This window comes from Paenibacillus mesophilus (assembly GCF_005938385.1).
GTDB lineage: Bacteria > Bacillota > Bacilli > Paenibacillales > NBRC-103111 > Paenibacillus_AB > Paenibacillus_AB mesophilus.
The window spans coordinates 1-23,250 of the sequence record NZ_VCRA01000045.1 but is presented as its reverse complement, the minus strand read 5'-3'; the positions used below and the strand labels follow the sequence as shown (position 1 = coordinate 23,250).

The window sequence follows — 23,250 nt, the reverse complement described above, 5'->3', positions numbered from 1 at the left end:
TTTCCCATGAAAATATTTTACAACAGTCAAAATTTATTTACAACCAAAATAGAATTATTGACAATGATTGTAGATTTGTTACAATTGTCGTAGCGAAATTACATTGGTTGATTTTGCTACACTATAACCTTTAGGAGAGTGCACTTATGCCGATCATCAACGTCGATTGTTGGGAAGGCTTTAACGCGGAACAGAAAAAGCAATGGATCAAGGGGCTGACGGACACTACGGTCAATCTGTTTAACATTCCGCCCGATAAAGTATTGGTCGTTCTGCGCGAAACGTCTCTGGACAATTGGGGGCAAGCGGGAACGGTCGCATCCGATCCGGACTTCTTGCCGAAAAGCCGCATCACGGAAAACAATCCCGCCGGAAATTAAGCGTTTGGCGGAAAACAAAGGCACCCCGGCCAGCCGAAACCGGAGGGGTGCCTTTTCCCAATACATTCACGGAGGCGAGCGTCACGATGAATACTCGGACCGAGACCACCTATAGCGTCGAAACGGAACACGGCTATCGGAAGGCGTTGGAGCATGCGCTCGGCTTGCTGCCCCTGCCGGACCCTTACACGCTGCATACCGTACAGCTCCGGAAACAAAATAGCGCCGACGTTTGGCTGTTCCGGTATCGTAAGCAAGGCGAAACCCATAGCGGGCTTGGCGGCGAACATTTCTCATTCGTAGTCGAGAAGGACTCTCTCGCCATTCTCGGATATACTTGGAAGGACCAATCGCTTCGCTCGGGGCCGCTGCCGACCCCGGAGGAAACAAAAGCTTCCGCGGAAGCCTTGTTTAACCGGATCGAGCCCGGACTGTCGGAACGTTTGCAAAATTTGTGGATTGACCGCCACGACGAAACGGTAACGATCGCGGATGGGCCGAACAAGCAAGCGGAGTACGTGATTCCGGGGATGAAATACAAATGTTATGGCCGGGAGAGCGACGATTACGCCTGGGTCATTGTGGGAACAGGCGGACGCATCATTACGTTCGAACAAGGAATAAGGTGGAGAAACGGGCGCGTAACGGAAATGTGGCTTCATGACGGCTGGCTGCGGAAGTTCGGAGGCGACGGCGGAAATGGTTAAGCCCGTAACGATGAAAGCGGTCGGATTTTTCAAGCCGCTCCCCGTACCGGAACCGGAGGAGTACCTTGTCGATCTTGTAATAGATGTCCCGACTCCGGAAGGCAGGGATTTGCTCGTACAAGTAAGAGCGGTCTCGATCAACCCCGCCGACGTGAAAAGCCGGTCGGGCTCAAAAGCCGCCTCCGAGTCGCCGATTATTCTCGGATGGGATGCAGCCGGTATCGTGATCGAGACCGGACCGGATTGCACATTGTTCAAGCCCGGAGATGAAGTCTACTACGCCGGCGCGATCGACCGGTCCGGCTGCAACAGCGAATTCCATCTCGTTGACGAACGAATCGCCGGAAGCAAGCCGAAGAGCTTAAGCTTTGCAGAGGCCGCAGCAATGCCTTTAACGTCTATAACTGCCTGGGAAAGTTTATTCGTCAGATTGGGTATCAGCCGCAACGCGCCGGACAATCGGCACAAAACGATTCTTATTATCGGCGCCGCGGGAGGCGTAGGGTCCGTTGCAACCCAGTTGGCCAAACATTCCGGTCTTGCCGTGATCGGCACCGCTTCAAGAGCGGAGTCGTTCCGCTGGGTCAAGGAACACGGAGCCGATGCCGTGATCAACCACCGCGAAGCGATGCTGCCTCAATTGAGCGCTTTGGGTATGGAGCATGTCGACTATATATTGTGCCTCCATGATACTGCAGCCCATTGGAGCTTCATGGCCGAAGCGATTCGCCCGCAAGGATCGATCTGCTCCATCGTTCCGGTTCAGCAGCCGGTGCACTTGGGACTGCTTTTCTCCAAAAGCGTCTCCTTCCATTGGGAGCTTATGTTCACCCGGGCCAAATATCGGACGGACGACATGATCGAGCAGCACAATCTGCTCAATGCCGTCGCCGAACTGATGGACGCCGGGGAAATAAAAACAACGATGGCTCAGCTGCTGACGCCGATTAACGCTTCCAACCTCCGGATCGCCCATGAACAAGTGCGTGCCGGCGATATGATCGGGAAGCTTGTATTGGAGCAATTTTAACCGCGTTTCCTGTGCTTGAACTCCTCGCACGCTTGCAGCCAACTCGCGGCTATCTCCGGATTGGAGCCGAAGTGAATGTGCGTATAGCCTGCGACCAAATTGGCCGTCGCGAAGCCTTCCGGCTTCGTCCCTTGACGCCCTTTGGCGGAATAGGCCGGAGGCGGGTTCGCTTCCCCGCCAGGCTGAAAGGTGGAGTAGTGGAACTCGTGGCCGCGGGCCGCTTCCCCGCTGCCAAGCAGGAAGTTGTCTTCCGTCCCGGATATTTCCCGATAGCCGAGCGCCGCCAGCTTCGTCTGCATCGTTACGGCGCCCTTGATCAAGCCGACCATCGGATACTCGTTCCCTTGCGTGTCCCGAATCGCCTCGGTCAAATACATGAAACCGCCGCATTCGGCAAGCGTCGGCATGCCGGCTTCGATCCGCTCCCGCACCGAAGCTTTCACCCCGTCCAGTCCGGCCAAACGCTCGGCGAACTCTTCGGGAAACCCTCCGCCGATATAGAGACCGTCCGCCTCCTGCGGAACTTTGTCGCCCGCAAGCGGCGAGAAGTAGACGATCTCGGCGCCATACGACTCGAGAAGCTCCAAATTTTCCGGATAATAAAAGTGGAACGCCGCATCCTTCGCAACGGCGATACGGATGCCTCTCTTCTTCGCCCGTTCGACGAACAGCGCGGGCTTGCATGCAAGCGGCCCGCACTCCGCGATCTTCAGCAGCATGTCCATATCGAGATGCTCCGCGACCAAAGACCCGAGCTTGGCGAAGAAGGAGTCCAGCTCTCCGCGTTCGATCGAAGGGACGAGTCCGAGGTGTCTCTCCGGTATTTCGATCTGCTCCTCGCGCTTCAAATACCCGATGACCGGGATTCCGCATTCCTGCTCGATCGCTTCCTTGACGATCCGGTAATGCCCTTCGCTCCCGGCTTTGTTGGCGATGACGCCGGCAATCCGTACTCCGGGAGAGAGGCACTGGAAGCCTTTGACGACGGCGGCCGCGCTGCGGGCCATGCTTTGGACATTGACGACGAGCAGGATCGGCGCTTCGATAATTTGGCTGATGTGGGCCGTGCTGCCTTCGTCGGACAGCGGGCTTTTGCCGTCATACATCCCCATGACCCCTTCGACTACGGAGATGTCCGCACCGGCGCTGCCCCGGACGAACACTTCCTTCGCCGCCTCCGGCCCGAGCATCCAACTGTCTAGATTGCGCGACGGCCTGCCGGTAACGGCCGTATGATAAGCCGGGTCGATGTAATCCGGGCCGCATTTGAAGCCTTGCACCGTATAGCCTTTAGCCTTCAGGGCGGCCATGATCCCGATCGTGGCCGTCGTTTTGCCCGCGCCGCTGCCCGTGCCTGCGATGACGAGCCTGCGTTGTGCGGAGGGGCTCATGCCCGGATGACGCTCATTCATATGGAATCAACTCCTAAGTCGCCAAAGGCAAGTAGTTATTAGAAAACGAAAAAAAGGCATTCCCAACATCGTTAATGTTAGAAATGCCCGGTCCGTCGTCATGAAACGTTTCCGATAGCTCCGGCCTGCGACCGGATAATCCGCACCGCGCCGAAACCGCAGCTCGATCTCTAACACTCCCTAATTCCACGCAGGGTCGCAGTGTTGTTGAACTAGGCAGGTCTCCTGACTTGGATCGTTTCCCGGCGCCTTCCCGAGTTGCGCACCCAGTGGCTTATTGCCGGAAATTCCGGTATCGGCGATCGTTACAGTGGCGGGTCCGTGCCGGATTTTCACCGGCCTTCCCTTTTAACCGGACTTCTGCACAAGCCCGGCACCTAATTCCTTGTCTATGCGATTGATTGTTGTAATCGTATCATCAAAACGGCTGGATTGACAAGACTAGGCGGCAGATAAAAGGATCGGCGAATGGAATAGATGCAGCGTCTGCTCGCGCGGTTGTCCTTTCCGTCCGCAACGCAACTGGAAAAGATGCATTTATTCCCGGGAAAACGGCGCATGTAACGTTCATGAAATGGAAAATGTACAGTAAATTCGCCCGAATGGGCGTCGATCGCAGTCACGGTGAGGAAATAGCTGCATGTTTTCCAGTTTATACGTTGCAATGGGCCTTTATCGCCGACTTTAACTACATGTTTTCCAGTTAGCTCTCCAAAGCAAGAGGCGTCCGTTCCGGCAACAGACGGCTCCACAAGCACTTAGCGCTAACGGTCACCTGCTATCGGCGCCCGTGGAGGAGTGGCGTGCTGTGCAGTTTACCCTGGAACCAGAACTAATTCCGCCCCTTTGCATTGTCCTCGCTGCATTTTATTTGGCACTAGCTCCGGTAGGCCGGAGCATCCAGCAGCTCCTCGAGGCCGACCACTCTCATTCGCTTCCGCTGAAGCGTCTCAATCATTTGCGGCAAAGCCTTTGCCGTTTCGATACAGCCCGAATGGGAGTGCATCAGGACGATTTCCCCGTTTCTTACAAACGTCTCCACGTTCCTTCGAATATGCGCTTCTTCCTTCTGCGACCAGTCCAGCGTATCGAGCGACCACAGCACGGTGGAGCAGCCCGCCAGCCGCGCCGCTTGGAAAACCGCCTCATCGGCATCGCCGAACGGAGGGCGGAACATAGCCGGCTCTTTCCCGATAATGTCCCGGATAACGGCTTGCGTCTGCTGAAAGTTGCGGTCGAGACTGTCCTTGTCCAATGTAGTCAGACGGTCATGATCGTAGCTGTGGCCAAACACGAGGTGACCGGCCTCGTATACGGCTTTCACCACTTCCGGATATTGCCGGGCTCTGCTGCCGATAAAGAAGAAGCTCCCTTTCACGCCGTACCGGCTTAACGTTTCCGCAATCATCGGGGTGATCCGGTCATCGGGACCGTCGTCAAACGTCAGCGCCACTTTTGGCACATCCGGGCCGTTGAGGTATACAAGCTCCTTATGGCGATTCGCATGCTGCAGCGCACGATCCCGCCACTGGAGCAGCCTTTCCCTCGCTTCGTCCGTCATCCGTTCGGAATATCCTTCTATGTTCAAAATGTAATTTTTATTCACAATAATTCCCCATTAAAGAAATTTAGCTACACCTCTACTATAACTCATTTGCCTTGAAAAGGGACTGGAAAAACAAAAAAAGCCGCACGTATGCGACTTCGATTCCCTTCTTCAGGAGTTCAATAAAGCTTTGTAATGCTTGATCGAGCTGAAATGCATGCCCTCGTGGTATAACGAGAAGTTTAGAAACTCCGAGGTCGTTTCCATCGTCATTCCGCTGGATGTCGTATATGGCGCGGGCGTTTTCTCCAAATCTTTGAAAGTGTGCTGGATACGCCGCTGCTGATCCCGCAGCATGCCCGTCACTTCGGACAAAGTCGGCGGAGCCGCCGTCCACGCAAGCGGCGTCGTGCCCGGAGCGAACAAGGCCATGAACGGTTCCGGGATCTGTGCGTCCAAACCATGAAGCAGAAAAGAGAACCTCTCCTGCACCAAATAAATATGTCCCGCCTGCCATAAAATATGGTTTCTGAATGTTGCGGGTATGCGGGTAGCCATGCTTTCGGGAATCCCGTCGAGCGCCTTAAGCGTTTGATTCCGGGCGAATTCCAGCTGCTTGAGTACAAAAGATTCCATTCGATCTACGCTCCTTTAAACTGGAAAAAAGGGATACGGTGATTGTAGCATACCATATTGGAATCTGCTATGGCTCCGGCATGCTGGCCTTCATCCCCGTTGCACCATACCCGGTCCGGACCGTCAGCCAACCTTCTCGCTTCCTCCTTCGCCGGCTCCGTTCTTGCGATAATCGCCTGGTGTGACACCCACCAGCTTCTTGAACACGCGAATGAACGTTTCGGCGTGAATGTAGCCGGCCCGCTGGGCTATGCTCAGCACCGGCTCAGACGGCTGACTCAAGAGCAGACGCTTCGCCTCGGCGATCCGTACCTGCGCCACATAGTCTACGAACTTCTCGCCGAACTCCTCCTTGAACATGCGGCTCAAGCTTTTGTCGTTTAATTGAAAAGCATCCCCAACCTGGGCGAGCGACAAGCCCGGGTCTCCGAAATGCTGTGCGATATAAGTTTTGACCCGCCCGGCCAGCTCGCGGTTGCCCCGGCTGCCGCGCTTCAGCGCAATGCTGCGGGACGCTTGGTCCAGCACGTCCAGCATGTGCTCCTCCCAACGGTCCGCATCGTCGAACATGCCCGCCCGCGCCCGCGTCTCTTTGACCGTCTCGTGCCAGACGGCGCGCAATTCCGCGGGGAATCCGCTCATTTCCTTGTCGATCGCGTACAGCACGAGCCGGGTCCGATGCGCCAGCTCTTCGCGCTTCACGGGCACCTTCCTCCAGGCGGCGAACGCCTCCCGCAGCGGCTCCTCCCACGGCTCGCCCATCCGGAAGCTCCTCGCCAGCCGCCACATGTCCGGCTCATCCCCGTCCTCCCGAAGTCCTCGCTCCCGCGAGAACGCTTCAGCTTCCCTGCGGCCGATGACCCGGCTGCCGCCGAACGAAGCTTTGTACTGCAGCGCTTCGAACGCTTCGTCGAACGAGCGGGGGATATAGTCGCTCCGCTCCACCGCGCTTCCTACGCCAATCGAAACGGTAAATTTCATATTCGCTTCAATCCAGTCCCGGAGCTGGCGGAAATATCCGGAAGCCGCATCGTCAGGCACGGCCGGATCGCCGGGAGCGTACATGAAGAGCAGCACGCCGAATTCGCCGCTTCCGATCCACTCTCCCCATGCGCGCAGCCCCGTTTTATCGGCGATTTCCTTCGTCACACTAACGAGCGCAAACTTCAGCAGGTTTTGATCGGAGGCGGAATAGGGGCTGCAAAACTCGTCGTGCCGGTCAATTTCCGCGATGGCCGCCACGGCATACCGAAACGCCCCGTTCATGCCGAGGCGCTGCATTTCCCGATTCCATTCGTCTTCCGTGACGGCGGGCTCGCCCTCCAGCAGCCGGTAAAAAAACCATTTCCGCCGGTACGTCAAATCTTCGCGGTGCTGTCTCTCATACCGCTCGGAATGCTCAACCAGCCGGTCGATCGCCGCACGGATAAAGACGAATTCGTCGGACGGCTTGCTTCCGGGCTCCTGCTGCCTGCCGGCTCCGTACAGCTGGATGCTTTCCTTGATCGATTGGATCGGGCGGTAGTTCCGCCTTACCGCCGCGATCATCCATCCCGTCCCGCCCGCTATGATGATCAGCCCGGCCGCGAACCATACGTAGGAGAAAGCCGACATGAGCTCGGACGACCGTTTGTACCCGGCTTCGGTCGTCACGGTCCAGCCGGTGTAAGCCGACTTCACCTTGGCCGAAGGACGCTCTGCGGACACGGACCGCTCCCTGAAAAACGGCGCATCGGCCGCATCGAGAAGCTGTACGGCAGCCGCGGCCTCCGACTTCGTGAACTCATCCAGCATACTTTCGAGGACGTCCACCCGCACGTTGGCCACGAGCAGCCCGAGGCTGCCCGTCGTGAGCGGTACCTTCTTCACGAGCGATACGACCTGTTTACGCGTGCCATCGCTTCCGAACTCCTGATATGTTCTCCGCTCCGACCAGACGTGAGGCAGTCCGTTCTTCGCCCCCTCGACGAAGCCGCGGTCTCCGAACCGCACCAATTCGATTTGCTGCAAAGGGGTAAGCACCATGCCGTCCGACTCCCGGTACAAATAAATCGAGTCAAGCGGGCTCATCATCGTGCCGAGCTCCCCGATCCGAGCGGAGATGCGGTAATAGTCGAGAGGCGTCAACGACCGGGCCGTTTCGTAAAACGAACGGATCTCCTCGCTGCTTAGCATTTCCTTGATCACCGTCTGTTCAACGAAACGGAGCGAGCCGTCCAGCGTCTCCAACACGTTGCGGGCGAACACTTCGTTGGACCGCGCCGCCTGCTTGTTCGAGTAAACGCTCATCATGATGAAGAAGATCGCGATGAGCAGGCAAATGACGACATAGAAGACCGGAAGATACGACAACAGCCACCTGCGGTAACCGGACTTGGCCATGGAGCCACCCACCCCTCCGGAAGTCTGCTAATGAAACGCTGCATGTTCGATTCTCCGCCCAGCATTCGGCTGCAAGCGGTTTTCTACATTATATCTGAACGACCCATTACGGAATATATGCGACGCACTCGATCTCGACGGTCATGCCTGCCGGGAATTTGCCGATCTCGACCGTGCTCCGAGCGGGAGGCTCATGGGCGAACGTCTCCGCATATACTCGGTCATATGCTTTGAAATCGTCGAGATTGCGCAGAAACGACGTCACTTTGACCACATGATCGAGCGAAGTGCCGGCCGCCCGCAATATTTCGCCCATATAATTCAGGACAAGGCGCGTTTGCTCCACGACGTCGTCGGGATGCAGCACTTTGCCGGTACCGAGCTCGAACGGGCACGTTCCCGCTACGTATACCATATTTCCAAGCTTGATTGCCTGAGAATACTTCCCTCCCGGTGCGGGAGCTTTGTCCGTCGATATCACTTCTTTTCTCATATAAGGCAAGCCTCCTTTTTATAGAATAACAGGTCAGGCGTTTTTGCCGAAAACGGCGCCGCCGTCGATATACAACGGGGAACCCATCATGAATTTCGAATCGTCCGACGCCAGAAACAGCGCCGCCTTCGCCACATCTTCGGGCCGGCCGAGCTCTTCGCTGAGCTGGCGCTTCTTGATCGATGCAAGCCCCGCGTCCGGATCGTCGTACGAATTGCGCAAATACGCCTCCACGAACGGAGTCAGTATCGTCCCCGGCAGCAGCGCGTTCACACGGATGCCGTAGGGCGCATAGTCCACCTGCATCGATTTCGCCAGCGCCAGCACGGCCCCTTTCGTTGCGGCGTAAGACGCCCTTCGCGCAAGGCCGATCTCGGCTACGCACGACGACATATGAATAATGACGCCCTGCTTGCGCTCCATCATGTGCGGAACGACGTATTTGCTCGGCAGGTAGACGCCTTTGATATTGATGCTCATGATCCGGTCCCAGACGTCGGGCTCCACCTCGTGCAGCATGCCTACGCCGCTGATGCCGGCATTGTTGAACAGGACGTCGATCCGGCCGAAACGGGCAATCGCCCGCTCCGTCATCGCTTCCACCTCGTCCGGCTTCGTCACGTCCGCTCGAAGGAACAGCGCGGTTCCGCCGTTCGCCTCGATTTGACCGACGGTCTCCTCGCCTTTCGCTTCGTCCAGATCGTTCACGATAACGGAGGCTCCCTCCGCCGCGAACAACATGGCCGTGCTTTGTCCGATGCCGGAACCGGCACCGGTAATCATACATACTTTATCCCGCAATCTCATGTCCGTTCCCTCCCGGTCGTATGAATCGATAGCCAGCCGCTTGTGGACATGGAATCACGCCTGCGGGCGTTCCTCTTGTCCGCTAGCGCACGAGCGGATAATCGCTTCGGCGACCGCGATGCCGTGTACTGCATCGTCGAACGACGTATATTCAGGCTTCGTCCCGTTCGCCACGCATGCGCTGATATAGGTTAGCTGTTCGCGGAGCACTCCGAACGAGCTTCCGTTTAACGTATGATGGATGAAATAGTCCGGGGACGTCCGGCCCCTCGAATCCCACAGCTGCAAATTCGAGCCGCTGTTCGCGAACTGAGCCGTTCCTTCCGTGCCGATAATTTCCGCGGCGTCGTTCATGACGATGCCCGCTTCGTCCGGCGTCATCCAGTTGCTGTGCAGGAAGGCGATCGTCCCGTTCTCGAACTGGAGGCACGACCATAAAATGTCCGGCACGACGTCGTCGTTGACCGCTTTGCCGTAAGCTTTAACCGATTTGACCCGGCTGCCCGCATACCAGATCGCGATATCCAGATCGTGAACCGTCAGCTCGAACACCGTATGCGTCCGCTTGTAGGTGCGGAACATGCCTTTCGTCCGTCCCCGCTTCAAGAACATGCTCTGCGGCGCGCCGATTCGGCCCGAATGAATCGCGTTGTAAATGTCCGCGTAACGCGGCTCGAACCGCAGCAGGTGCCCGGCGAAGATAAACTTCCCGTGCTCTTCCGCCGTCCTGGCCATAGCGGCCGCTTCCTCGAGCTTGGTCGATATCGGCTTCTCCACAAGCACATGCTTGCCCGACTTTAATGCCGCTATTGCCGGTCCGAAATGCTCGTGCTCGAACGTGGCGATGCTGACCAGGTCGATGTCTGTCCGCTCCAGCAGCTCTTCGCTGCGGCTGTAAGCATGCGGCACCGAGTAGCGCTCCGCAAGCTGCTTGACCCTCTCCTCGTTGCGGTCGCACACCGCCACGACTTCCACCTGCGGCATGGAATGAAACGCTTCCAGATGACAGCTTCCCCAGCTGCCCAGCCCGATAATGCCTACTCTTACTTTGTTCATATGAATCCTCGCTCCCTCTCCCGTGATGGCCTGCTGCCATAAATGGTCGGATATAATTTTTATATATTATATATAATACATGCAATAGAATTATATCGCCTATCCGAAACCGTTTCAACCCTAAACGAAAAAAACATCTCGCCTTCACCACTAACGGCCCGCTCCCGGAAAAGGTGTAGGGGATGGCCAAAGCCCTCCGCGCGTGTTACGGCACTAATAACGGCGGCCATGCCCCTTATTCCGTACCCGTCCGTACGGCATCGAACCTCCTGCGATTTCCGGCTTCAGGCCAGCCGCTTGTGGTGACCTCCCAATGTGCATGCGAACCTCGTTTTGGGTATGTGGACGGGCACGTGTCGGATTAGCGAACGCCATTTTACTGTTAATGAACCGCATTTCGTTATTTCCTCACAATTCGGGGAACCGCACAAAAGTACGAACAAAACTTCACTATTTGCGAACTTATGCTCAGTAATAGCAACCTCCGGTTCGCTATTTCCGATTACTTGCCTAACCTGCCCGAATTAGCGCAATGAGGTTTACTATTTATATACTTGAGTTCACTACCCTCTTCCCTTCAGGGGAACAGTTTTAACGAAAGAAAAAAAGCCTTCTCGCGCCTGGAGGCGCAAGAAGACTTCGCAATTACTGCATCACCGGCTGCAGCCGGCCCAGCGGCCCGTTCGGATCGACGATGTCGGTTAGTTCCGAATACGGGATCGGGAATGTCGGAAACCCGTACGCATAAGGCGTATACTCGTACAGCTGGTAATAAACGACAAGCTCGGTCGGAGTCAAATAGTAGTCCTGATCCGGCCCTACGCCTCTAAACGGAGTGCCTTCGAGAATGGGCACCTCTTTCTCCTCGATCTGCTTCTGCAAAATCTCGTCGATCTGCTGCTTGTAGCCGCTGTCTTCGCGGAACAGATCGGCGGAACGGTATTCGCGCCCGTCCCACAAGTCCATCGTCAGCGACTTCTGCAGCGTCACTCCGTGTGCGGCTCCTTGCGCGTATGCATAATTTCGGAACACGATGCTGATCAGCCCATCCCCGTTCAGCTCAATGTCGTAAGTCCCCGTCATCTCCTTCGTCGGGTCCTGCACATAGCCTTGGTCGCGGATAAGCCGGTACACCATTTGCATAATCCGGTCGTTTATGATCATTTGCGCCTTGCGGTTCGGCAATCCGGTCAACTGGGGGTAACGGATTTGCAGCCGCGGCTTGATCATCACCTTTTTCGATACAGTAGCGGATAAATCACGGTATTCCATGGTCGTCCGCATGCCTCCTTCTAGCTGATAGTCGCCTATTACTACCCATATTCAGCGAAGGGCAAAAGGTGCGCGCGGCCGCGCGATTTTTCGTTAAAGGAGCATGCATGCCACTTCAGACGGATTGGTTCCGGCTATCCCGGTAAGTCGTTTCCGAGATCCGGCTTGATCCGGGCTGTGCCTTCCTTGACATGCTTCAGCTGGGCGACGATGATGAAGCTGACGATAACGAGCAGAAACCAGGAGCTGAGCTTGCCCCAGCCGACGACGGTCCACGCCGCGCGCTGATTCGGATACTGCCACGCGCCGAGAAACGTGCCGATATTTTCGGCGATCCAGATGAAAAATCCGATCAGAAAATAAGACAGCACTAGAGGCATCCTGTGAACGGCGCCCAATACCGTATACTCGACGCGCGTCCGGAAAAATACGACGAACAGCAAAGCGGTAAGCACCCAGCGCATATCGTAAATGTAATGATGCGTCATGAAGTTCAAATAAATGGCCGCTCCGAGCGGCACCGTCCACAGCGGCTTCGGCCACCGCACCAGATGGACGTCCAGCCTGCGCCATGCCTGGCACAAGTAGCTGGCCACGCTTGCGTACATGAACCCGCTGTAAAGAGGCACGTCGAACAGCTTCGTCCAGCCGTCCATCGGGTACGTCCACGACCCTTTGTGCACCTTGTATACTTCGAGGGCGAAGCCGATCAGGTGGAACACGCAAATAACTTTGAGCTCATCCTTCGTTTCCATTCCGAAACGGTACATCGCATACTGTGTCAGCAAACAGACGATCAGAATAAAGTCATAGTCCGCTAGGACCGGAATATCCACCAGCTTCGTCAGCGCGATCGTGGCGAAGATGACGACGGGAAAGAAGCAGGACAACGCCTGCTGTACTCCAAAATGAAAGAACGGCTTCCAAAAGCGCATTCGCATACCTCCGCTGGCCCGATTGGGCGGACTCCGCCGCCATTACTATCATAATGCCGCCGGACAAAGGAATACAACGAACAAACAAAAAAGCTTTTCAACCGAAGTCGAAAAGCGGGCCGCCTCAATGGTTTTTGTATTCCCGGCAAGCGAGGCACGTGTTGACATCCACGCAGGTGGGATGGACCGCTCCGGTAAATTTGGTGCAATAGATCGGGGTTTTGAAGTCGACGTTCGTGGAAATCATGGAGCAGTATTTGCAGCCGCCGATCAGCTCTACGGTTAGCCGATGCACATCGTTTTTCAATTGCACGACTTCGTTCATCACCATTTCACCCCCCCAGTATTCCCCCAAAAGTGAAGTGTTGCTTCGCAGCTTATTCCTAATACTTTCGGGGGAGCCCCCACACCAACCCCAAAAAGTGAACACAAGCTCGCCAAAAACAAAAGAGGACGCCGCCCAACAGCGACGTCCGTCCGATTGACGATAGGCATCGATTCGAGGGCGGCCCGGCTGTCATGGCATTTGGACAAATGCTGGTAGACCCGTAGCTTTGCGTCCCTGTCTTTCGAGCAGGTTTGCCTTTATCCGATATAACTGATACAAGAGTACCATACGACTCTCCCGCTATTAATAGGCATAAGGAACCATTTTGTTACTTACGTCGCATATCGGGACTTTCGCCTTCCGCCGCTGCAGGCTTATATGCCGCTACACGCAGCCTCCAATAGTCGGCTATCCATCGACCGTCGCGGTATAAAGAAGGCTTTGCCAGACGGCTCGTCTCGGCGTACGCCCGCCGTTTCTCCGGTTCGGTCAGTCCGGCGAAAAATCCGGCCGCGAACATCTGGAGCCAATGCTCCAAGCCGCGCTCCCCATCGTCAAGCGGCGTCGGACGCGAGAAATGGAGCGCATATTCCACCCGGAAGCCTGCGGCTTCGAGCAGCGAGACGTATTCGCCGACCGATGGGAAATACCACGGATTGCGCGCCGCAGCGTCTATGCCGAACCCGCGAAGCGATTCGCCCAACGCCGCAACGATGCCGCCCACATTGCCTTTGCCGCCGAATTCGGCCACGAAGCGCCCGCCGGGCTTCAATGCGCCGCTTACGGAGCGGATCACCTCGGCGGGGCGGGTCATCCAGTGCAAGGCGGCATTGGAGAATACCGCGTCGAATTTGCGCTCCGTGCGATAAGCGTGTGCGTCCGCCGCTTCGAACGACAAATCCGGATATTTCCCGCGAGCCTTGGCGATCATCTCGCCGGAATAATCGATGCCATGCGTCAGCGCTCCGCGGCTCGACAGCTCCCTGCACAAGTCTCCCGTTCCGCAGCCGATGTCGAGCACCGTCTCCCCCGGCTGCACGTCGAGCAGCTCGACGATAGACTTCCCGTACTCCGATACAAAGCCGATTCTCGAATCATACAACGAGGCGTTCCAATAGTGGTTTGTTTCATCGTGCCGCTGGTTCATGATCGTACACATCCTCTCGGTTCGTTAAGCTTATTGTGAGGGATGGCTCGTCATTGGTCCAATATATAAAATGAATGTTTGTAATAGGAATTCCCTATAAATGTTCAAGCAATGGCTCCAGACGTAGCCGCAACTCCTCCGTGATCGGAGTGATCGGCAGCCGTACCGTATCCGACCTAATCCGCCCCGTCCGCTGCAAGACCCATTTCAGCGGAGCCGGATTCGGCTCGGCGAACAGCAGCCGGATAAGCGGGACCAGCCCGTCGAACGTCGTTTTCGCCTCGGTCCAGCGCTGTGCGGCAAACGATTCATATACGTTCACGAAACGGTCCGTAGCCACATTCGCCGAAGCGAGCATTCCCCCGCTTGCCCCGCAGCATAGAGCGGCGAAAAAGTACAGATCGTCCCCGCATAGAAGCGCCTTATCCGTCCGGCCTCCGAGCTCGATGAAATTGCCGATGCCTCCGGAGCTTTCCTTGATGCCCGCCACGTTCCCGATCTCGAGAATCGAGTTCAGCTCGTCGGGCGTCAGCGCAAGTCCGGTCCGATACGGGATATGGTACGCGACGACCGGCAATCCGACGTCGGCCACCCGTCTGTAATGCTCCAACACGCCTTGCGCCGAAGGACGATTGTAGTAGGGCGTCACGGCAAGCACGCCGTCCGTCCCGAGCGACCGTGCCCTCTTCGTAAGCAGGACCGCTTCCCGGGTATCGTTCGATCCGGTTCCGATCAGAATCGGGATACTGCGGTCCGCCCTCATCTCCATGGCGATTTCCGCCATGCGGCTTGCCTCTTCCCAGCGGACCGCCGGACATTCTCCCGTCGTGCCGTGAATGACGAGCCCGTGCACCTTCCGGTCCAGCAATGACCGGACCACGTTCCTAAAGCTTTCCGTATCGAGCTTATGATCCGGAGTAAAAGGGGCGATAACCGGGACGATGACGCCTTTCAACAGCTCTGCCAGCATGATGGATCCCTCCTAAGCGTTGTTTTGGTGCCGACCGGCCGACCGGCTGTGCAATCAATGTAGCATAGGAATTCCAATCGGTGTTAGCTATAATAAGTGATAGGAACAATCGTTTTTATCGATTAATTAAAGTCGCGGCAGACGATCCTTTTGGAATAAAGGTTTTTACCGATAAGGAGGAAACAGTTTATGGATTTGACGCTAATGCGGACGTTTCGCGAAACGGCCAGGCTGATGAATATTACCCGCGCGGCCGATGAGCTTGGATATGCGCAGTCGAGCGTAACCGCACAAATCCGCAAGCTCGAGGAGCACTATGGCGTTCCGCTGTTCGAGCGCAGCGGGCGCGGCATCCGGCTGACGCCGGGCGGCCGGCAGCTGCTAGAGTTCGCCGGGCGCTTTCTTGACTTGGCCGAGGAGTCGATGCAGGCCGTTTCCGCGGAAACAGCGGGATCGCTTACGGTCGGTACGATCGAATCGATGGCCGCATTTTACTTGCCGCCTTATGTGCGCGAGATGAAGAAGAAGTTTCCGCAGACGGGGCTATTGCTGCAAACCGGAAACGAAGCCGAGCTGCTGCACGGAGTCCGGACAGGCGAGTACGATGCGGGGATATTGCTCGAACGGCAAAAAAGCTCCGATCCGGAGCTTGTTCGCCTTGTTTTAAAGGAAGAGCCGCTGCTGCTGGTCGCCCGGCCCGATCATCCTCTGGCATCCACCGAAAGCGTACGGCCCGCCGACTTCGCGAGCCATGCCTGGGTCGCCCCGGAACGGAGCTGCTCCTACCGGAACATGCTCGTAGAGCTGCTTCACGAGCACGGCGTCCGGCCGCAGCTGTCGTGCGAGCTCGGAAGCGTCGAAGCGATCAAGCGCTGTGTCCTGCACGGACTCGGCTTATCGCTTCTGCCCGAATGCGCGGTCGCCGCGGAGGTTCGCGACGGCCGGCTGATCGCGCTCCCGTTCTCGCATCCGCAGCTGCGCATTTACGCCCAGCTCGTCTACCCGGCGGGGCGCTGGGTGTCGCGAACGCTTGCGGCTTTCATCGCCATGCTCCAGCAGGAGCAGCAGGAACAGGAGCCGGACTCGCTCAGCTTTCCAGCAATCGCTTCAACCGACCCGGATAGTCGGTAATGATGCCGGATACGCCGCAGGCGATCATCTCCAGCATCCCTTCCTCCTTGTTGACGGTCCAAGGATAGACGCGCAGGCCGCGTTCCGTCGCTTCGCGAACGTTCCGCTTGTCCATACGGCTCCAATGCGGATGCAGCGAGTAGACCGGACAATCGAGCAGCTGGGCCATCCGGTAATGATGCGGCATGCGGATATTGTACAGCAAGCCGATCTTCGCTTCCGGCTCAAGCTCCTTGACGCGCTCCAAAATATCGAAATCGAAGGAAGAGACGAATACGTTCTCCACCCGATCTTTCCTTTTCATCAAACCGATCAGCGCAGGCACGAGATTTTGCACGCCGGCTTTAACTTCCACATTAATATGCACTTCAGGGGGAACGAGGTCGAACACTTCTTCCAGAAGAGGAAGCCGCTCTCCTTCGAACCGTTCATGGAACCAGCGGCCGGCGTCGGCCAGCTTCAGCTCCTCGACGGTCAGCTCGCTGATCGCGCCCTTTCGGTCGGTCGTCCGGTCGATTGTCGTATCGTGGCATACGATAATTTCGCCGTCCTTGGACAGATGGATATCCAGCTCGATGCCGGTGCAGCCCTGCTCCAAACCCAATGCAAATGCGCCAAGCGTATTTTCCGGGGCTTCTCCCGCTGCGCCGCGATGCGCGATCACCATAAGCTGTTCGTTTCTCTTCATGTTCACTCGTCCTCTCGATTTTGGGATATATATGGCAGCAAAAAAAGACCGCGGGAATATACGCGAAAGCGCCGGGAAACACTTTTTTCGCATGACAAAAAAAGTGCCGCCTCGGCCTTTCGGGTATTCTCTCGGTCTCCGCACCCAATCGGTCGCGCCTATGTTGCCTCATGTGACGGCCGCAAGCGGCTCATCGCCTTATTGCCACAAATCCGGAGAGCCTACGGATACGGCGAGCGCACCCGCCTTCAAGCCCTCGTCAATCTCCTGCTGGTTGCCGACAAGCCCTCCGGCTATAATCGGAAGCGGCGTCATGTTCGTCATTTCGCGGATGATGCGCGGCATAATGCCCGGCATCACTTCGATCGCGTCAGGGGAGCTCTGCTCCACCGCCTTGATCCCGCGCAGCACGGCGTTGCGGTCGATCAGAAAAATACGCTGGATCGCCGACAAGCCGCAATCTTTGGCCGCCTTGATCAGCGTGCTCTTGGTGGAGATGATGCCGGTAGGCCGGACATGCTGGGCTACGTATGCGACACCGCTCCGGTCCGCGGCGATGCCCTCGATAAATTCCATATGCAGGAACACATGCTTGCCGGCCTGCTTGACGCGATCGGTAAGCTCGTGAATGTTAAGCAGCGAGCCCGTCAACAAAAACACGACGTTCACTTTGCCCTGCAGCGCAGCGTCCAAATCCGCTTCCTTCTGCACGGCGGCAATCGTTTGATGCTCCACGATATCGACGATCGGATACATGCCTTGTTCCTCCATCATTCTCCGGTGAACTGTCCGGGTACTTGTGCGGACTCCGCTACGGCAGCACCCGAAGACTTCCCCATTATACCATGGATCTCCCGGTTTGCGGCTACAGATCCACGATTTTTGCAATGCTCGGTAAAATGGTCCGCGGCCGATCCGGGCCCGCCTCGGCCTCTTGCTGCGTACCGACTCCCGTCAGGACAAGCACCGAATGCATGCCCGCCTCGTTGGCCATACGGATATCCGTCTCCAGCCGGTCGCCGATCACGAAGCAGTCCCCGTAACCGAGTCCGCAGCGCTCGATCGCCGCTTCCGCCGCGATCCGCGAAGGCTTGCCCGCCACGATGACGACCTCCTTGCCGAGAGCGGTTTCAAGCGCCGCGATCATCGTGCCCGTATCCGGAACTTGCCCCCCCTCGAGCGGACAAGTCGCATCCGGATTGGACGCGATGACCGTCGCCCCGCGCAAAGCCGCCTGGTAGACGATGTTCAGCTTCTCGTACGTAAACTCCCGGTCCCACGACAGTACGACGAAGTCGGCCTCCTCCGGACAATCGGTACAAATGACGCCGTGCTCCTGCAGCTCTCCGCGGATCGGCTCTTCTCCGATGACATAAGCCTGCTGACCGGGACGCATCGTATTGCGCATATAACGGGCCACAATCAAGGATGAATTCAGCACGTCGCCCACATCTGTCGGAATGCCCATTCCAGTCAGCTTCTCCGCGTAGGAGCTCCGGGTGGCTATCGGCTTGTTGGATAGAAACAGCACCTTGTCGCCACGCTGCCTGAGCGTCCGGATCGCTTCCGCCGCCCCGTCGATCATCCGGTCCCCCAAATAAACCGTGCCGTCCAAATCGAAAATGAATCCGCGCATAACCGGCTCCCGCCCTTCCATCATATCGGCAGGCAAACAGGAAAAAACCCTTATCCGCGTTAAACACAACCTTCGCTGTGTAGCGAAAGCCGTGCAAACGGGTAAGGGTTACTCCTGGACTCGACCTGACCGTTCTATTCGGTTGTCTTGAATTATAGAGCCGGTATGCTTGCTTGTCAACGGGCAAAACGGTGAACCGTCCCGTTAACCGTCACAACCGGAGCACCGCCCGGAGCGCAGCAACTCCGGGCGGTCAAGGCGACGCGATTATGGCCGGATTCCGGATTCCGTCACCGGTTCAGCAGGCTTCCCACGTAACGCAGCATCTCGTTGGCGCACACCGGGCAGTAGCCGTGCTCATCGATAAGCCGCTTTGTCACCTCGTTGATTTTTTTCAACTGGTTTTCGTCCGGCGTCTTCGTCGACGTCGTAATTTTGACGATATCCTTCAAATCGGAGAACAGCTTCTTCTCGATCGCTTCGCGCAGCCGCTCATGGCTGTTGTAATCGAATCGTTTGCCTTTGCGCGAATAGGTCGACATGCGGATCAGAATTTCTTCACGGAACGCCTTCTTCGCGTTCTCGGATATGCCGATCTGCTCCTCGATCGAACGCATGAGCCGTTCGTCGGGGTCCATTTCCTCTCCCGTCAGCGGGTCGCGGATTTTTTGCCAGTTGCAATAAGCCTCTACGTTGTCGAGGTAATTGTCGAACAAGGTCTTCGCCGATTCCTCGTACGAGTACACGAACGCCTTCTGAATTTCTTTCTTCGCCAGCTCGTCGTATTCCTTGCGGGCGACACCTATGTAATTCAGATAGCGCTCGCGCTCTTCTTTCGTAATCGAAGGATGCTGGTCGAGTCCGTCCTTGATCGCCCGCAGCATGTCGAGCGCATTGATACACTGCAGGTCTTGGCGGATGAGGGCGCTGGAGATGCGGTTGATGACATACCTCGGGTCAATCCCCGACATGCCTTCCTCCGCGTATTCGCTCTGCATCTCCTTCAGATCGGCTTCCTTGAAGCCTTCGATCGATTCCCCGTCGTACATCTTCATCTTCTTCAGCAAATCCATGCCCTGCTTCTTCGTTTCCTTCAGACGGCTCAGGATCGAGAAGATCGCCGACGTCCGCAGCGCGTGGGGGGCGATATGGATATGCTTCATGTCGCTTTGGCCGATCAGCTTGGAATAAATTTTCTCCTCCTGCGACACTTTCAAGTTGTAAGGGATCGGCATGACGATCATCCGGGATTGGAGCGCCTCGTTTTTCTTGTTGGCGATAAACGATTTGTACTCCGATTCGTTCGTATGGGCAACGATCAATTCGTCGGCGGAGATGAGCGCGAACCGGCCCGCTTTGAAGTTGCCCTCCTGGGTAAGCGACAACAGGTTCCACAAAAACTTCTCGTCGCACTTCAGCATTTCCTGAAATTCCATCAGTCCGCGGTTCGCCTTGTTCAATTCGCCGTCGAAACGGTAGGCGCGAGGATCGGATTCCGAGCCGTATTCCGTAATCGTGGAAAAGTCGATGCTGCCGGTCAAATCGGCGATATCCTGCGACTTCGGATCGGAAGGGCTGAATGTGCCGATGCCGACCCGCTCTTCCTCGGACAAGAGCACGCGCTCGATGAGCACATCCTCGATTCGGCCTCCGTACTCGGTCTTCAGCCTCATCTGGCAAGAGGGACATAAGCTCCCCTCGATCCGGACCCCCAGCTCCTTCTCGATGTCCGGGCGGAGCTCGAGAGGCACGAGATGGAACGGCTCCTCATGCATCGGACATCCTTTGATCCCATACAGCGCCCCTTCCTCCGACCGCGAATACCGCTCGAGCCCCCGCTTGAGCATCGCCACGATTGTCGATTTCCCGCCGCTGACCGGACCCATCAGCAGCAAAATCCGTTTGCGCACATCGAGACGCCTCGCCGCCGAATGGAAATATTCCTCCACCAGCTTCTCGAGCGTTCGGTCCAGCCCGAACATATCGTCCTCGAAAAATTTGTATTTCCGCTGCCCGTTCTCTTCGCGGATGCCGTGCCATGCGATCATATCGTACACACGCGCATGCGCGGTCTTGGCTACGTTCGGATTTTGTCTTACGATTTCGATGTAATCGGCAAACGTACCGGTCCAGGCCGCCTTCTCCTGTTCCCGACGATGTTCCGATATTCGTTTGAAAATATCCATAGTAACCTCCTTTCATCTGCACCCGTCAAGACGGTTTACCTTAAACGAAAGTCTTCTCTCTCTTTCGCTGCAATTGGTTACTCGACTTTGAAGCGTATTAAATACCTATGCGCAAGCCTGCTATTAATTGCCGGAAAATTTTCGAACGAACCGGCAAAATCGTTGAAAAATCAATGAAAACGGGAAGCTTCAACAAATGTTGCCCCCGCATATGCTATAATCGGATACAGGAACACAACATGTCGGATTTACAATCCGTTTACATGCTATGTAAGGAGAATGCTCTCTTGGCTATCCGGAACGAAACCGAGCTGTACGAACCGGTCAAACGTTATATGGAAGCGCTCGGCTTCGAAGTGAAGGGCGAGGTTCGCCACTGCGATCTGGTCGCCATACGCGGAGATGAGCCCCCGATCATCGTAGAGTTGAAGAAGACGTTCAACATCCCTTTGCTCGTTCAGGGACTCGACCGGCTGTCGCAAGCCGATGATGTGTATGTCGCCGTAGAAATGCCGGAGACGGGGAGAGCCCCGCACGGGCTGAAATGGTCGGATGTGTCCCGGCTGTGCCGGCGTCTCGGCCTTGGTCTCATTACGGTCCGCTTCTACAAAACTCGCAAACCTGCCGTCAACGTCGTGTGCGAGCCCGGCTCTTATACGCCGAGGATGAGCAAGCTGAAGTCTTCCCGCTTGCTGAACGAGTTCAAGGAACGAAGCGGCGACTACAATGTAGGAGGAAGCACGAAGCGCAAGCTGGTAACCGCTTACCGGGAGAAGGCGCTGGCGCTGGCGATCAGGCTGAAGGAGCACGGGAGCTTGTCGCCCAAGCAGCTGAAGCATTTGACCGATAATCCGAATGCCGCCCAGCTGCTGCAAAAAAACTACTACCGCTGGTTCGAAAGGACCGGCAGGGGAATTTACCGGCTGACGCCGCTCGGGGAGCAGGCGCTGGAGCAGTACAGCCATGTATGGCAAGGAAAGATTTCTTCCGACCAGGAATGATTGAACCGTAAGTAGGATACGAATAATAGTAGAATCTATGAACTCCTTACATAACGTTGCCGAATGCGGGGTTATACACATGGTCGGACTTGTTGGAAACAGGAAATCTCGATTGCAGCAAAGCTTCGCCCCGCTGCTAGCGGCGGCGGCGCTGCTATGCGTCGGGTGCACATCGGAAAATCGGGGTACGCTCAATTTGGCGGCGGACCGCGCGCAAGAAGAGCGCTCCTCCCCAGCGGCGCCGCCGAATGCGGGGAAGGAGCAAGGCGGACCGACGCCTACGCTCGTGCCTAACACCTCGGTCCCCGGTGGCAGATCGATGGATACGTCTTCGGCGCATTCCGGAGAAGCGCACGGAGGGCGGGACGGGAATGCCGGACACATTGCGGCCATCCCCAATGCTGAAAGCGGTTCCGAAGCCGCCCATACGGTCAAAACTTCTTCGGACAATGCTCCTTCGGCCGCGGAGGCGAATTCTTCGCGTCCGGTCGCAGGCAGCGGTTCCGGGGCTGCGCCGCAGGCGGCTGCGGATCAAGCCCCCGCCCCTGCCGCCTCCGCGACGGCTCCACAGGCGGCGGCTCCGCCCGACGCTGTCGCGAAGCCGACCAAGAAGCCCAAGTTTTCCATTCCCGTGCTCAACTATCACAGCATCGGAGTAGAGCCGGACAACAATGCGGTGCTCGATCCGAAGAAGCTGGATGAGCAGATGGCCTACTTGGCCAAGGAAGGCTACACGACGCTCACGCTGCGGCAGTTTATCGACATTTGGGACGGCAACGCCGAAGCTCCGGCCAAAGCGGTGCTGCTGACGTTCGACGACGGGTATACCGACAATTACACCGAAGCAATGCCGATTTTGAAAAAGTACGGCTTCCGCGCCACGATGTTCGTCTCGCCCGGCATGACCGGCCAGGACGGCTACTTCGCCGAATGGGACCAAATCCGGGAAATGCGCGACAACGGCTGGGATATCCAGCCGCACGGGATGACGCATCCGTATTTGCACAAAATGACATTGGAGCAGCAGCGCTTCGAAATTACCGAATCGATCAAGCAGCTGAAGGAGCAAACCGGGATCGATACGCTGGTGTTCTGCTACCCGTACGGGATGCGCAACAAAGATACGCTCAAGCTGCTCGAGGAGCAGAAGGTGCGCTTCGCCTTCACGATCGACCAGGGCTTCACGGAGCCGACCCAGCAGCCGCTGCAGCTCAAGCGGATTTTCGTGGGCGGCAAGGAAAGCATGGCGACGTTCATGAAGAAGCTGAAGCCTTGAGGAACCGCCCTTATTTCTTGCATTGGCATAGCGGAGCGAAAAAGCCGCGGCACATTGGATGCCGCGGCCAGCCTGTTGATTAACCTCAACAGGCTATTTTTTTCGGTTTCTTTATCTATTCACCGCGTTAATGTGATATAATATTACTATCCTATTTAGGCGGTGATTGCATGCTTCGCTCCAATCCACATGCACAAAACAGCTACGAATTCGTTTGTTTGGAAGACCTCG

Annotated in this window: 22 protein-coding genes and 2 riboswitches; of the genes, 6 read left to right on the top strand and 16 right to left on the bottom strand. The window is 56.6% G+C overall.

Annotated features, from left to right (window positions below; genetic code table 11):
- Positions 1–146 precede the first annotated feature (146 nt).
- The 3 genes from FE783_RS35295 (at position 147) to FE783_RS35285 (ending at position 2,117) form a co-directional block, all read left to right on the top strand.
- The gene (locus FE783_RS35295) at positions 147–380 is read left to right on the top strand and encodes a tautomerase family protein (RefSeq protein WP_138884100.1); all 234 of its coding nucleotides are present in this window, start codon (positions 147–149) and stop codon (positions 378–380) included.
- Between the two features lie 86 nt (positions 381–466).
- Complete coding sequence (locus tag FE783_RS35290) at positions 467–1,087, top strand: hypothetical protein (protein ID WP_138884099.1); 621 nt, start codon at positions 467–469, stop codon at positions 1,085–1,087.
- Positions 1,080–2,117, top strand: coding sequence for a zinc-binding alcohol dehydrogenase family protein (locus FE783_RS35285; protein WP_138884098.1), 1,038 nt, complete (start codon positions 1,080–1,082; stop codon positions 2,115–2,117). The genes FE783_RS35290 and FE783_RS35285 overlap by 8 nt, the downstream gene beginning before the upstream one ends.
- Here FE783_RS35285 and FE783_RS35280 read toward each other — a convergent pair.
- From FE783_RS35280 to dapA, 12 genes are all read right to left on the bottom strand, one after another.
- The gene (locus tag FE783_RS35280; protein WP_238403383.1) at positions 2,114–3,529 is read right to left on the bottom strand and encodes a cobyrinic acid a,c-diamide synthase CobB; all 1,416 of its coding nucleotides are present in this window, start codon (positions 3,527–3,529) and stop codon (positions 2,114–2,116) included. The two genes, FE783_RS35285 and FE783_RS35280, sit on opposite strands and share 4 nt — an antisense overlap.
- Positions 3,530–3,727: 198 nt before the next feature.
- Positions 3,728–3,925, bottom strand: a riboswitch (cobalamin riboswitch).
- A gap of 481 nt (positions 3,926–4,406) precedes the next feature.
- Positions 4,407–5,135 (bottom strand): polysaccharide deacetylase family protein, encoded by a 729-nt coding sequence (locus FE783_RS35275; protein ID WP_138884097.1) that lies wholly within the window; start codon positions 5,133–5,135, stop codon positions 4,407–4,409.
- Between the two features lie 111 nt (positions 5,136–5,246).
- Complete coding sequence (locus tag FE783_RS35270) at positions 5,247–5,711, bottom strand: DinB family protein (protein ID WP_138884096.1); 465 nt, start codon at positions 5,709–5,711, stop codon at positions 5,247–5,249.
- Positions 5,712–5,834: 123 nt separating this feature from the next.
- Positions 5,835–8,093: a helix-turn-helix domain-containing protein gene (locus tag FE783_RS35265; protein ID WP_138884095.1), complete on the bottom strand. Its 2,259-nt coding sequence runs from the start codon at positions 8,091–8,093 to the stop codon at positions 5,835–5,837.
- Between the two features lie 106 nt (positions 8,094–8,199).
- Positions 8,200–8,586: a RidA family protein gene (locus FE783_RS35260; protein ID WP_138884094.1), complete on the bottom strand. Its 387-nt coding sequence runs from the start codon at positions 8,584–8,586 to the stop codon at positions 8,200–8,202.
- Between the two features lie 33 nt (positions 8,587–8,619).
- The gene (locus FE783_RS35255; protein ID WP_138884093.1) at positions 8,620–9,393 is read right to left on the bottom strand and encodes an SDR family NAD(P)-dependent oxidoreductase; all 774 of its coding nucleotides are present in this window, start codon (positions 9,391–9,393) and stop codon (positions 8,620–8,622) included.
- A 54-nt stretch (positions 9,394–9,447) separates the two neighbouring features.
- The gene (locus FE783_RS35250) at positions 9,448–10,449 is read right to left on the bottom strand and encodes a Gfo/Idh/MocA family protein (RefSeq protein WP_138884092.1); all 1,002 of its coding nucleotides are present in this window, start codon (positions 10,447–10,449) and stop codon (positions 9,448–9,450) included.
- A gap of 645 nt (positions 10,450–11,094) precedes the next feature.
- Positions 11,095–11,721, bottom strand: coding sequence for a DUF3298 and DUF4163 domain-containing protein (locus FE783_RS35245; protein ID WP_238403382.1), 627 nt, complete (start codon positions 11,719–11,721; stop codon positions 11,095–11,097).
- A 134-nt stretch (positions 11,722–11,855) separates the two neighbouring features.
- Positions 11,856–12,656 (bottom strand): DUF817 domain-containing protein, encoded by an 801-nt coding sequence (locus FE783_RS35240; protein ID WP_138884090.1) that lies wholly within the window; start codon positions 12,654–12,656, stop codon positions 11,856–11,858.
- A gap of 124 nt (positions 12,657–12,780) precedes the next feature.
- Complete coding sequence (locus FE783_RS35235) at positions 12,781–12,981, bottom strand: hypothetical protein (protein WP_138884089.1); 201 nt, start codon at positions 12,979–12,981, stop codon at positions 12,781–12,783.
- Between the two features lie 176 nt (positions 12,982–13,157).
- A riboswitch (cyclic di-GMP riboswitch) is annotated at positions 13,158–13,250 on the bottom strand.
- Between the two features lie 62 nt (positions 13,251–13,312).
- Positions 13,313–14,131, bottom strand: a complete 819-nt coding sequence (locus tag FE783_RS35230; RefSeq protein ID WP_138884088.1) for a class I SAM-dependent methyltransferase — start codon at positions 14,129–14,131, stop codon at positions 13,313–13,315.
- A 94-nt stretch (positions 14,132–14,225) separates the two neighbouring features.
- Positions 14,226–15,101, bottom strand: coding sequence for a 4-hydroxy-tetrahydrodipicolinate synthase (gene dapA / locus FE783_RS35225; protein ID WP_138884087.1), 876 nt, complete (start codon positions 15,099–15,101; stop codon positions 14,226–14,228).
- A 189-nt stretch (positions 15,102–15,290) separates the two neighbouring features.
- On the opposite strand from dapA, the gene FE783_RS35220 reads away from it, so the two are divergent.
- Positions 15,291–16,232: a LysR family transcriptional regulator gene (locus FE783_RS35220; protein ID WP_138884086.1), complete on the top strand. Its 942-nt coding sequence runs from the start codon at positions 15,291–15,293 to the stop codon at positions 16,230–16,232.
- Here FE783_RS35220 and FE783_RS35215 read toward each other — a convergent pair.
- The 4 genes from FE783_RS35215 to FE783_RS35200 form a co-directional block, all read right to left on the bottom strand.
- On the bottom strand, positions 16,189–16,920 hold the full coding sequence (locus FE783_RS35215; protein ID WP_138884085.1) for a glycerophosphodiester phosphodiesterase: 732 nt from the start codon (positions 16,918–16,920) through the stop codon (positions 16,189–16,191). The two genes, FE783_RS35220 and FE783_RS35215, sit on opposite strands and share 44 nt — an antisense overlap.
- A 198-nt stretch (positions 16,921–17,118) precedes the next feature.
- The gene (locus FE783_RS35210; RefSeq protein WP_138884084.1) at positions 17,119–17,676 is read right to left on the bottom strand and encodes a glycerol-3-phosphate responsive antiterminator; all 558 of its coding nucleotides are present in this window, start codon (positions 17,674–17,676) and stop codon (positions 17,119–17,121) included.
- A 109-nt stretch (positions 17,677–17,785) separates the two neighbouring features.
- Complete coding sequence (locus FE783_RS35205) at positions 17,786–18,556, bottom strand: HAD-IIA family hydrolase (RefSeq protein ID WP_138884083.1); 771 nt, start codon at positions 18,554–18,556, stop codon at positions 17,786–17,788.
- A gap of 290 nt (positions 18,557–18,846) precedes the next feature.
- On the bottom strand, positions 18,847–20,742 hold the full coding sequence (locus tag FE783_RS35200) for a PrkA family serine protein kinase (protein WP_138884082.1): 1,896 nt from the start codon (positions 20,740–20,742) through the stop codon (positions 18,847–18,849).
- Positions 20,743–21,029: 287 nt separating this feature from the next.
- On the opposite strand from FE783_RS35200, the gene FE783_RS35195 reads away from it, so the two are divergent.
- Together FE783_RS35195 and FE783_RS38545 are read left to right on the top strand one after the other, a co-directional pair.
- Complete coding sequence (locus FE783_RS35195) at positions 21,030–21,743, top strand: DUF2161 domain-containing phosphodiesterase (protein WP_138884081.1); 714 nt, start codon at positions 21,030–21,032, stop codon at positions 21,741–21,743.
- Positions 21,744–21,822: 79 nt separating this feature from the next.
- Positions 21,823–23,019: a polysaccharide deacetylase family protein gene (locus FE783_RS38545; RefSeq protein WP_238403381.1), complete on the top strand. Its 1,197-nt coding sequence runs from the start codon at positions 21,823–21,825 to the stop codon at positions 23,017–23,019.
- The last annotated feature ends 231 nt before the right edge of the window (positions 23,020–23,250 follow it).